The 11,425-nt window shown below is 55.9% G+C and carries 10 protein-coding genes; 4 read left to right on the top strand and 6 right to left on the bottom strand.

The annotated features are described in order from the left end of the window. The first annotated feature begins 10 nt into the window (after positions 1 to 10). From N9C89_RS03690 to N9C89_RS03680, 3 genes are all read left to right on the top strand, one after another. Positions 11 to 778 carry an ion transporter gene (locus tag N9C89_RS03690; protein ID WP_263952487.1) on the top strand — a complete coding sequence of 256 codons (768 nt, stop codon included), beginning with the start codon at positions 11 to 13 and terminating at the stop codon, positions 776 to 778. Further along, the gene (locus tag N9C89_RS03685; RefSeq protein WP_263952486.1) at positions 775 to 1,848 is read left to right on the top strand and encodes a BMP family ABC transporter substrate-binding protein; all 1,074 of its coding nucleotides are present in this window, start codon (positions 775 to 777) and stop codon (positions 1,846 to 1,848) included. Before N9C89_RS03690 ends, N9C89_RS03685 begins: the two co-directional genes overlap by 4 nt. Before the next feature lie 178 nt (positions 1,849 to 2,026). Then, positions 2,027 to 2,365, top strand: coding sequence for a carboxymuconolactone decarboxylase family protein (locus N9C89_RS03680; RefSeq protein WP_263952485.1), 339 nt, complete (start codon positions 2,027 to 2,029; stop codon positions 2,363 to 2,365). Here the strand turns inward: N9C89_RS03680 and N9C89_RS03675 are convergent. Then, complete coding sequence (locus N9C89_RS03675) at positions 2,362 to 4,860, bottom strand: GcvT family protein (RefSeq protein ID WP_263952484.1); 2,499 nt, start codon at positions 4,858 to 4,860, stop codon at positions 2,362 to 2,364. The genes N9C89_RS03680 and N9C89_RS03675 overlap by 4 nt on opposite strands. Positions 4,861 to 5,010: 150 nt before the next feature. Continuing rightward, complete coding sequence (locus N9C89_RS03670) at positions 5,011 to 5,997, bottom strand: 2-hydroxyacid dehydrogenase (protein WP_263952483.1); 987 nt, start codon at positions 5,995 to 5,997, stop codon at positions 5,011 to 5,013. A gap of 110 nt (positions 5,998 to 6,107) precedes the next feature. Between N9C89_RS03670 and N9C89_RS03665 the strand changes: the two genes are divergently transcribed. Further along, positions 6,108 to 6,602, top strand: coding sequence for an SH3 domain-containing protein (locus N9C89_RS03665; protein WP_263952482.1), 495 nt, complete (start codon positions 6,108 to 6,110; stop codon positions 6,600 to 6,602). 3 nt (positions 6,603 to 6,605) lie between these two features. On the opposite strand, the gene N9C89_RS03660 is transcribed toward N9C89_RS03665, so the two are convergent. The 4 genes from N9C89_RS03660 to coaBC are packed head-to-tail and all read right to left on the bottom strand — an operon-like array spanning position 6,606 to position 11,368. Further along, the gene (locus N9C89_RS03660; protein WP_263952481.1) at positions 6,606 to 8,624 is read right to left on the bottom strand and encodes a M3 family metallopeptidase; all 2,019 of its coding nucleotides are present in this window, start codon (positions 8,622 to 8,624) and stop codon (positions 6,606 to 6,608) included. Between the two features lie 24 nt (positions 8,625 to 8,648). Further along, on the bottom strand, positions 8,649 to 9,701 hold the full coding sequence (locus tag N9C89_RS03655; protein WP_263952480.1) for a HesA/MoeB/ThiF family protein: 1,053 nt from the start codon (positions 9,699 to 9,701) through the stop codon (positions 8,649 to 8,651). Beyond that, on the bottom strand, positions 9,702 to 10,169 hold the full coding sequence (dut, locus tag N9C89_RS03650; protein WP_263952479.1) for a dUTP diphosphatase: 468 nt from the start codon (positions 10,167 to 10,169) through the stop codon (positions 9,702 to 9,704). It abuts the gene before it with no gap. Continuing rightward, the gene (gene coaBC / locus N9C89_RS03645; RefSeq protein WP_263953274.1) at positions 10,166 to 11,368 is read right to left on the bottom strand and encodes a bifunctional phosphopantothenoylcysteine decarboxylase/phosphopantothenate--cysteine ligase CoaBC; all 1,203 of its coding nucleotides are present in this window, start codon (positions 11,366 to 11,368) and stop codon (positions 10,166 to 10,168) included. The genes dut and coaBC overlap by 4 nt, the downstream gene beginning before the upstream one ends. Positions 11,369 to 11,425: the final 57 nt, after the last annotated feature.

The following is an 11,425-nucleotide window of genomic DNA, read 5'->3' as shown; positions in this document are numbered from 1 at the left end:
GGCCGCCTCAATGAACCGCGAACGCATTCTTCAGCACTTGGATGGAAAGGTCCCCGACGGGCCTAACAAAGTGTCGTGGGCATTGAACACTATTATCGCAGTGTCCGCGGTGGCTATTTCGCTGGAAACAATGCAGGGACTTCCCCATTGGGCATATGAAGCCTTGCGGGTGTTCGAGTTTGCTATCTTACTTATTTTCCTCGCGGAGTATTTGCTGCGTATTTACTGCGCGGAGAAGCGGCTTCGGTATATCTTTAGCGCGTGGGGGTTGATTGATCTGGTCTCTTGCCTCCCGGGGCTGGTTTTCTTCCAGCCGCAATGGCAGGTCGTAAGAACTTTCCGCCTGCTGCGAATTTTGCGCGTGCTCAAACTGTTCCGAAGCTCACGAGCGTTGGAACGTTTTGGCGAAGCTCTTCACAGCGTCCGGAGCGAACTTCTTATGTTCGTATTTCTTGCGATGATCATGCTCTATGTCAGTTCTGTCGGAATTTTCATCTTTGAGCATGAAGCACAGCCTGAAATTTTCTCATCTATTCCAAGTTCATTCTGGTGGGCCATCGCCTCCTTTACCACTGTTGGCTATGGCGATATGATTCCCATAACTTTTGGGGGGCGTGTCTTTACAACCTTCATTCTATTCGTCGGATTGGGGGTGGTGGCAGTTCCTGCTGCGATCGTGACAACGGCTCTGATTGATACAGATTCAAGAATAAAACACCGGAAAGATTCCGACGAAACATCACAACAAAAATCCACCAAAGGGGAGACTCCTAAATGAAATTGATGAAATCACTCATGACAGCAGCCGTAGCGCTCGGCGTTGCAGCTCCAGCCATGGCCGACACAACCAAAGTCGGCTTTGTCTATGTCGGCACACCTGGTGACGGCGGCTGGACATATGAGCATGATGAAGGCCGTAAAGCCGTTGAAGAGCATTTCGGCGACAAGGTTGAAACGACTTTCGTTGAAAACGTTGCCGAAGGCCCAGACGCCGAGCGTGTTCTCACACAAATGGCCCTGTCCGGTCACGACCTGATCTTTACAACGTCGTTCGGCTACATGGACCAGACGAACGCTGTTGCTGCCAAATTCCCGGACATCAAGTTCGAGCACGCCACAGGTTACAAGCGCGAGCATCCGAACGTGTCCACATACGGCGCACGTTTCTATGAAGGTCGCGCAGTGATCGGCACAATCGCCGGCCACATGACCGAGAGCAACAAAATCGGCTATATCGCGTCCTTCCCGATCCCCGAAGTTATTCGCGGCATCAACTCGGCCTATATCCACGCCAAGAAAGTGAACCCTGACGCAGAGATGAAAGTGATCTGGGTATTCTCTTGGTTCGATCCGGCCAAAGAAGCTGACGCGGCTGCTGCGCTCATCGAGCAAGGCGTTGACGTGATCATGCAGCACACTGACTCCACAGCGCCAATGGCGAAAGCTGCCGAGACAGAAGGCGTTATCGCATTCGGTCAGGCATCTGACATGGCTCAATTCGCGCCAAGCCCGCGCGTCTCCTCGATCATCGACAACTGGGCACCCTACTACATCGAGCGCACACAAGCGGTTATGGATGGTACATGGGAGCAGGTCGACACTTGGGGTGGCATTGCATCCGGCATGGTTAAGATCGGCGACATCACAGACGCGATCCCAGCAGAAGTGAAAGCCGAGGCAATGGCGATCGAAGCTTCAATTGCAGATGGCTCCTACCACGCCTTCACAGGTCCGCTGAACAAGCAAGACGGCACACCATGGCTCGCCGAAGGCGAAACAGCGGGTGACGGCGATCTTCTTGGTATGAACTTCTATGTCGAAGGCATCGAAGGCGACATTCCAAGCTAAGCCCAAAGCTTACTAAATCAATCTTCAAAGGCCCGGCATTATGTCCGGGCCTTTTTTTGTGCGCGTCCCAGAAATAGCTTATCTTCACGCATGCAAACAAACGCTACGTCAATTTGACCGCGATCAAAGCTATTTATCTCGCCACGTCCGATACCTGAAAAAATTGAAAGGAACTCAAATGGACTGGAAAGACTTCATGGGAGGGATGAAATCCTCCGTCGGCAACTTCAACGCCGCCGCGCCCGAAACGTCAAAAGGGTTTGGCTCTCTTGCCCACGCAGCGAAAACAAGCGGCGTTCTAGATGCGAAAACCAAGGAATTTGTTGCACTGGCGATCTCTGTCGCAGACCGGTGCGAACCATGCATCGGTTTCCACATCGAAGCGCTCATAAGGGAAAAAGCCACCCGTGAAGAAATCGCAGACGTCCTTAGCATGTGCGTCTACATGGGCGGCGGCCCCTCGCTGATGTATGCATCCAAGGCAATGGACGCTTGGGATCAGCTTTCTAAAACCTAACCTTCGCTATTCTTGCGGATCGTGGCGTTTGTCGGGTCATAGGGGCTATCTTCGACGACTTCAGCATCCCACAGTTTATCAAACATCTTGACCTTGAGCTTTGTGCCGACTGTCGCGCAATCTGGCGAGACATAGCCCATGCCGATACTTTTTCCAAAGGCCACCGAATAGCCACCAGAGGTTAGACGGCCCACCCGTTTGTCACCGGCGTAAAGCACTTCGCGGCCCCATGGGTCGGCGTCTTGCGGCCCGTCAATCAACAGGGTCACGCAGGTGCTGCGCACGCCGGTTTTGATCATGGCCTCTTTGCCGAAAAACTCTTTCTCAAGATCAACAAACCGATCAAGTCCAGCCTCAAGCGGCGTAGCATCGCGGCCCAGTTCGGTGCCGAATGCGCGATAGGATTTCTCTTGTCTCAGCCAGTTTTGCGCGCGCGCGCCCACCAGTTTCAGCCCGTGCTTCTCGCCCGCTTGCATCAATTGGTCCCATAGGTAGTTTTGCATCTCAATCGGGTGATGCAATTCCCAGCCCAGTTCGCCCGTATAGGCAACCCGCACCGCACGGACAGGACACATACCAAGCTCGATTTCGCGGCAGGACAACCAAGGAAAGCGTTTGTTTGAAAGCGCGGTTTCCGGCTCTGCATCACGGATAAGTTCGTTCAGAACCTCACGGGTTTTCGGGCCAGCAATGGCAAACACGCCCCACTGCGTCGTGACATCCTGCACGCCGACCCATTCATTTCCGCCGCTGTTCCAATCCTCAAGTGCTTTGAGCAGATAATCGCGATCATAATCGGACCACGCCCCCGCAGACACGAGGTAATAATCGTTCTCTGCCAACCGCACGATGGTGTACTCGGTACGCGTTGTTCCCGCAGAAGTCAGCGCATAGGTCAGATTAATACGCCCCACGCGCGGCAGCTTGTTACAGGTGAACCAATCAAGGAACGCCGTCGCTCCAGGCCCGTAAACCGAATGCTTGGTGAAGGCCGTCGCATCAATAAGCCCAACGCCCTCGCGGATCGCGCGCGCCTCTTCTTCGGTATATTGCCACCAACCTCCGCGCCGGAAGCTGCGCGCGGCGTGATCGTCAAATCCTTCGGGCGCATAATAGTTTGGCCGCTCCCATCCGTTCACCTGCCCGAATTGCGCACCTGCGGTTTTTTGGCGGTCATAAGCGGGGCTTGTCCGCAGAGGCCGTGCGGCAGGGCGCTCCTCGTCAGGATGGTGGAGGATATAGACATGCTCGTAAGCTTCTTCGTTCTTGGCCACGGCATAATCGGTGGTCATCCAGCTTCCGAAGCGCTTGGGGTCAAGGCTCGCCATGTCAATCTCGGCCTCGCCCTCGACCATCAGATCGGCAAGGTATTTGCCCGCGCCGCCCGCTGCTGTAATGCCAAAGCTGAACCCTTCGGCAAGCCACATGTTCCGCAATCCGGGCGCAGGACCAATGAGCGGGTTGCCATCAGGCGTATAGCAAATCGGGCCGTTGAAATCATCCTTAAGCCCCACCGTTTCCGAGGACGGTATGCGGTGAATCATGCTCATGTATTCTTCTTCGATCCGTTCAAGATCAAGCGGGAACAAATCCGCGCGGAAACTATCGGGCACACCATAAGCAAACCGCGCAGGGGCGTTGCGCTCGTAGGGGCCGAGAATCCAACCGCCCCGCTCCTCGCGCACATACCATTTGGCATCCGCATCGCGCAAAACAGGGTGTTCGCCGTGGGTCTTGCGGTATTCAAGCAAAGCGGCATCGGGTTCGGTCACGATGAACTGATGCTCAACCGGAATGGCGGGGATTTTGATGCCCAAGAGCTTTGCCGTACGCTGCGCATGGTTTCCTGTTGCTGTCACCACATGCTCTGCGGTGATGACGACCTGTTCGTCGGATGGAACAAGGTTACCGCCCCGCTCGACCATCTTGGTGCAGGTCACCTCCCATGCCTCGCCTGTCCAATGATAGCTGTCCACCTGCCAGCGGCGTTCAACAACAACACCGCGCTGACGCGCGCCCTTGGCCATGGCGATGGTTACATCTGCGGGGTTAATATAGCCGTCAGTCGGGTGATAAATCGCGCCTTCAAGGTCCTCTGTCCGCACCAGCGGCCACCGTTCCTTGATCTGCGCAGGTGTCATCCATTCATACGGCACGCCGCAGGTTTCGGCGGTTGAGGCATAGAGCATATACTCGTCCATGCGCTCTTTGCTTTGCGCCATGCGCAGGTTGCCAACGACTGAAAATCCTGCGTTCAAACCCGTTTCTTCTTCGAGCGTTTTGTAGAATTTGATCGAGTAGTCGTGGATGTGTGTCGTCGCATAGGACATGTTGAAATACGGCAATAGCCCCGCCGCGTGCCACGTACTTCCCGAAGTCAGCTCATCGCGCTCCATCAGCACTACGTCGTCCCACCCCGCACGGGCAAGATGATAAGCAATCGACGTGCCAACGGCACCTCCGCCAACAACCAGAGCTTTGACATGGGATTTCATCAGGCACACTCCTTGCAACGGGCCGTTTCGCCGGCCTTGGGCCTATAGTGGCGCGCCGCACCAGAAGATGCAGCCGCTCGCCGACCCAAGAGCGCACAAAACCGACCTAAACCTCGGTTTGCATGTTCAAAACCCGACTGGGCTCGCGCCTTAAATAACGCCCGGCACCACAAGATCAGGTGGGCGATGTCCGTCGTCAAAGGTTTTGATATTTATCATAACGCGCTCGCCCATTTCGATCCGTCCTTCGCGGGTCGCCGAACCGACGTGCGGAAGAAGGGCAACATTATCAAGCGCGCGCAGACGAGGATTGATGTTCGCGCCATCTTCGAAAACATCCAGCCCCGCGCCCGCGATCTCTCCGGCGCGCAACATCCGTGTAAGCGCGTTCTCGTCGATCACCTCGCCCCGAGAGGTGTTGACGATAACCGCCGAAGGTTTCATCAACTTAAGCCGCCGCGCATTCATCAAGTGAAATGTACTCGGCGTATGGGGGCAGTTGATCGACAGCACATCGACCCGCGCCACCATTTGATCGAGACTCTCCCACCACGTTGCGCCAAGGCGCTCTTCGACCTCGGGGTGCAACCGCTTGCGATTGTTGTAATTTATCTCCATGCCAAAGGCAGCCGCGCGCTTGGCAACGGCGCGTCCGATGCGGCCCATACCAAGGATACCAAGCTTCTTTCCTGCAATCCGACCACCGAGCATCGCCGTCGGGGTCCAGCCCCGCCACTCGCCGGTTTGCATCAGGCTTAACCCTTCGGGAATCCGCCGCGTAACCGCAATAATAAGCATCATAGCGATATCGGCGGTGTCTTCGGTTACAACCCCTGGTGTGTTTGACACAAGAATGCCCCGCTCCCGCGCAGTTGCCACGTCGATGTGATCCACCCCCGCGCCGTAATTCGCGATCAGTTTGAGGTCCGGCCCAGCCGAAGCAAGCATGCTCGCGTCGATCGAATCCGTTACGGTTGGCACCAACACATCGCATTTCTTCATTGCGGCAACCAGTTCGGCTTTGCTCATCGGCGTGTCGTCCACACGCAGGGTCGTATCAAACAGCTCTTTCAGGCGAGTTTCGACCGCCACAGGCAACCGTCGTGTAACAACAACACTCAGACGTTTTGCGCACATGGGATGCTCCCTCATCTTTTCTTTGGTTCGCTCCCTGCTAAGGTGGCCCATGAAATGATCGGACACAAGAACCGACAGACAGGCGCAGTAGAAATTCAGGTAGAAATCCGATGAGTCTCCGCAAGACGATTTGGGCCCTCGTGGCCATGCTCGGGCTTCAGGCCGCCCACGCGCAAGAGCGCGGCCCCGTGACCAACTTGCCGATTCCGCGTTTTGTTTCGATGAAAGCCACCGAGGCGAACGTTCGGCGCGGCCCTTCCCTCACGCACCGCATTGATTGGGTTTATAAACACCGCGATATGCCGCTGGAGATCACCGCAGAGTTCGGCCATTGGCGGCGCGTCCATGACCGTGACGGTGCGGGCGGCTGGGTGCATTTCACTCTTCTCTCTGGCGTGCGCACCGTTGTTGTGACCGCCAAAGAGGTTGAGCTTAAGATTCTCCCCCAACCGGACGCCAAAGCAGTTGCCAAGCTCGAACAGGACGTGATCGCGCGGCTTGGGGCCTGCGATCGAACATGGTGCAAGTTAAGCGTCGACGGCCTTAGGGGCTGGGCGCCGAAATCCGCTGTTTGGGGCGTACGCGACGACGAGATTCGCAAGTAACCGTTAAAGCAACCCGCGCCCCTCAAGCAGCGCGTCAACGCTTGGCATACGTCCGCGAAACGCACGATAAAGCTCTTCTGGATCGCGCGAGCCGCCTGCCGACAGGATATGCTCCTCTAGCCGCTTCGAAAGTGCCGGATCAAACGGCCCTTCGCCCTCTTCAAACGCCTTGAATGCATCCGCGTCCATCACTTCAGACCACATATAGCTGTAATAGGCACTGGCATAGCCATCACCCGCAAATACATGTGCAAATCCAGGTGTCGCATGGCGCATACGAATTGCATAAGGCATTGAAATGCCGTCAAGGACTTCGGCCTGGCGCGCCATTGTGTCTTTGGGCGCGGGACCGTCGTGAAACGCCAAATCAACTAGGGCAGAAGAAACATATTCAACCGTTGCAAAGCCGGTGTTGTAAGTCTGCGCGTCCAAAAGCCGTTTCATCAAATCCGCGGGTATTGCCTCGCCCGTTTCGGCGTGGATCGCGTGTTTCTCCAGCACTTCCGGCACCTCAAGCCAATGCTCATAAAGCTGGCTTGGTAGCTCGACAAAATCGCGCGCGACAGAAGTTCCCGAAATGCTTTCATAGGTCACATCCGAGAGCATCTGGTGAAGCGCGTGACCAAACTCGTGGAACAAGGTCCGCGCATCATCATAAGACAGCAGCGCGGGTTCTCCTTCTGGCGGTTTGGCGAAGTTACAGACATTCACAACGATTGGGCGTACGTCGCCGCCAAGCTTCTTCTGGCTGCGCATCGCCGAACACCACGCACCGGAGCGTTTGCTCGCGCGGGCAAAATAATCACCGATGAAAACGGCAATATGTTCGCCGTTTCGTGTAAACTCCCACGCGCGGCAATCCGGATGATAGAGCGGCACATCAAGCGCACGCGCCTCAAGTCCAAACAGCCGGTTTGCACAATCAAACGCAGCTTCAATCATCCGATCAAGCTGGAAGTAAGGCTTCAACTCAGCTTCGTCCAAGTCGTGCTCTGCAAGGCGGCGTTTCTCGGCGTAATAAAACCAATCCCACGCCTCCAGTGGTCCGTTGATCCCGTCTTTGGCCAGCATTTCGGCCAGTACTTCGGCATCGGCTTCGGCTGCGGGCTTGGCCTTGTTCCAAACCTGCATCAACAGGTCGTGCACCGCTTCTGGCGTTTTGGCCATTTCAGTTTCGAGCTTGTAGGCCGCATAGCTATCATAGCCCAAAAGCGCAGCCCGCTCCGCGCGCAACTCCAGTGTTTCGCGCGTGATCTCTCGGTTGTCTGTCTCACCACCATTTGCGCCGCGCGCGACCCAAGCCTCAAACGCGGTTTTGCGCAATTCGCGTCGTGGCGAAAATTGCAGAAACGGCACAATGAGCGACCGTGAAAGTGTAACCGCTGGCCCATCGTGGCCGAGCGCCTCCCCCGCCGAACGCGCCGCCGCGACCACGAAATCCGGCAGCCCCTCCAGATCATCTTCCGAAAGCGGCATCGACCACTCGCGCTCATCTGCCAAAAGGTTCTGGCCAAATTCTGTACCCAAAACAGCAAGCCGCGCTTTGATTTCGCGATGACGCTCGCGCGCATCCCCCTCAAGCTGCGCGCCCGCGCGTACAAACCCGCGGCGACACAGCTCAAGCACCCGCGCTTGTTCGTCGTTCAGGTTAAGGCTGTCGCGCTGTTGCCAAAGGGTTTCTACCCGCTCAAACAACTCTTTGTTCATTGAAACATCGCTCGAGTAGGCCGCAAGAAGCGGAGAAAATGCCCGTTGTAGCTCTTGGCGTTTCTCTGTGCTGTCTGCCCCTGCAAGATTATAGAAAACGCCCAAAACACGCCCCAAATCCGCATCCGCGAGTTCCAACGCCTCAACCGTGTTCTCGAAACTTGGTGCCTCTGGATTATTGGCAACCGCATCGACCGCAGCGCGCGCACTGGCGAGCGTTTCGTGGACCGCCGCTTCGAAATCATCGTCCGAAATCTCGGCAAATGGCGGCAGCTGAAACGGCGTGTCCCAATCAGACAGAAGCGGGTTGGTCATGAAAGTCTCCTTTGATTGCGCGCATCAAGCGCGCACTTGTATCGCACCGCAAACAGGACAGTCCGCTCGCTTGCTGGTGGTGAATTTTCGTGTCTCGCCATAGAGCGCGTCATATGTGAACAATACGCCGCGCAGGTTCTCGCCTGCGCCCGTAATGACCTTGATCGCCTCCACCGCCATCATTGAGCCCATAACACCAGGGAGCGGCCCGATGACGCCGGCTTCTGAACAACTCGGAACCAATCCCGGCGCGGGTGGCTCTGGGAAAACGCATTGATAGCATGGCCCGCCATGCGCGGGATCATAGAGCGAAATCTGCCCCTCCCATTGGGTCATCGCCGCAGAGATAAGTGGCTTCCCAAGCGCCACAGCAACGCGGTTAACCATATATCGGGTGTCAAAATTATCTGTGCCATCAAGGATCAGATCATATTCGGCAAACAGGGCCTCGGCGCTCTCCTGATCCAACCGTCGATGATAGGGGCGCACCGAAATAAACGGGTTCTGCGCCTGAAGTTCAGATTGGGCAGAAAAGACCTTGGGTGTACCGATAGCCGCATCTTTATGGATCACCTGACGCTGAAGATTGGCATTCTCGACCACGTCATCGTCAACAACGCCGATGGTTCCAACGCCCGCCGCACCAAGGTATTGCAACGCCGGAGCCCCAAGCCCCCCCGCACCAATCACCAAAACGCGCGCCTCTCGCAACCGTTTCTGGCCAAGGCCGCCAACTTCTCGCAACACGATGTGGCGGGCATAGCGATCAAGCTCGGTTTCCGAAAACGATCCGCCAGCTTCCGGCACAACCCCGGCAGCCGTTTCTCCGCGTTTTCGCAAAAGCGGCAGCGCCCAGACGTACAGACCGACAACAGCACCACACATCCCCACGAGCGCCCAAATACCCACACTATCGCCAAACAATTCGCGCATATTGTGCCCTTCGGGAAGGGTCAATAAAACAACAAATCCAAGCACATAGATCAATCCAACAAGAAGCGCGCGCACGGCTTTCGGAAGGCGCAAGATCGGCCCACCAAACCAGATCACCCCCATCAGAACAAAGGTAATCGCCATTTATCCGCGCTGTCCGGTGGAGCCAAAGCCCCCCGCCCCTCTGGCCGTTTCACTCAAGGAATCGGCGGCCTCAAACGTCGCTTGCGTAACTGGCGCAACGATCAACTGCGCAATGCGATCTCCATGCCGAATTTCAAATGGCTCCGTACCCAAATTAATCATAATCACACCAAGCGGCCCGCGATAATCGCTATCGATCGTGCCAGGTGTATTGACCAACGTGACCCCATGCTTAAGCGCCAAGCCTGAACGGGGCCGAACCTGAACTTCATATCCGACAGGAATTTCCAAACTTAACCCCGTGGGCACCAATGCGCGCTCCATTGGCTCCAAAACAATCCCGTCGCGTTCATCAACTGGAAAGTTCGCACAGACATCCGCGCCAGCAGCACCTGCAGTTTCGTAGGATGGCAAAGAAAGAGCTTCGTCTGCCCCTTCGAGCCGCTTTATCTTAATAGAAACAGTCACTTCTGCTTACCCTGCAAGGCCTCTGAAATACGCTCTGCCAATTTACGAGCAACTTGATCTTTGCCCATTCGTGGCCAATTGTCGGCGCCGTTTTCATCAATGATTGTCACCGCGTTCTCACTACCGCCCATAATTCCGGTTTTGGGCGAGACATCATTTGCAACAATCCAGTCACAGCCTTTCCGCTTACGTTTAGCCGTCGCGTTTTCAATAACGTCGTCGGTTTCTGCCGCAAACCCAACAACCAACGCAGGGCGGGCTTTGTCTTTGCTCACATCAGCCAAAATATCCGGGTTCTCGGCAAATTCGAGTGCAGGAAGGCCCGTTTTGGTTTTCTTCATCTTGCTATCTGCTGCGTTCGAAACGCGCCAATCTGCTACGGCAGCCGCAAAAATAGCGGCATCTGCGGGGAGCGCCTCCATGACTGCTTTGCGCATATCATTTGCTGTTTCGACGCGCTTGAGAACAACGCCTTCTGGTGGCGCAACATCCGCAGGCCCCGTTACAAAAACAACCTCAGCACCAAGCGCCACAAGCGCACGCGCAATTGCGGTTCCCTGCGCGCCGGACGAGCGGTTTGCAATATACCGCACCGGATCGATCGGCTCGTGAGTCGGGCCTGACGTCACAACTATTTTTCGCCCCGCAAGCGGCCCGTCGGCCAACATCGCCTCCGCCGCTGCGACAATCTCCAATGGTTCCGACATACGACCAGGGCCAAATTCACCACAGGCCATATCGCCTTCATTCGGTCCGACAAACGCTTGCCCGTCTGCCTTAAGCGTTTCAATATTCCGCTGGGTTGCTGGATGCGTCCACATGCGTATGTTCATAGCCGGCGCGAGCAATACGCGTGTATCCGTGGCGAGCAAGACGGTACTGGCCAAATCATTTGCATGCCCTTGCGCGGCCTTTGCCATAAGGTCCGCCGTCGCAGGCGCAACTACGATCAAATCCGCTGCGCGCGACAGTTCAATATGTCCCATCTCTGCTTCATCCGTGAGATCAAACAGATCGCCAAAGACCTTCTGCCCCGCCAACGCCGAAACAGAGAGCGGCGTAACAAATTCCGCACCCGCCTTAGTCAACACAGGCGTCACCTCCGCACCGCGCTCCTTGAAACGGCGGATAAGATCGAGCGATTTATAGGCAGCAATACCACCACCAATGATCAAAAGGATACGTTTTTGCGCAAGCATCTCTTGCCCCTTTGGTTCTGTCATACCATTGCTAAGACCCGCGCGGCTAAAATGCCA

It is taken from the genome of Halocynthiibacter sp. SDUM655004 (assembly GCF_026015885.1).
In the GTDB taxonomy this organism is placed as follows: domain Bacteria; phylum Pseudomonadota; class Alphaproteobacteria; order Rhodobacterales; family Rhodobacteraceae; genus Falsihalocynthiibacter; species Falsihalocynthiibacter halioticoli.
This window is presented reverse-complemented; position numbering and strand designations above follow the sequence as displayed.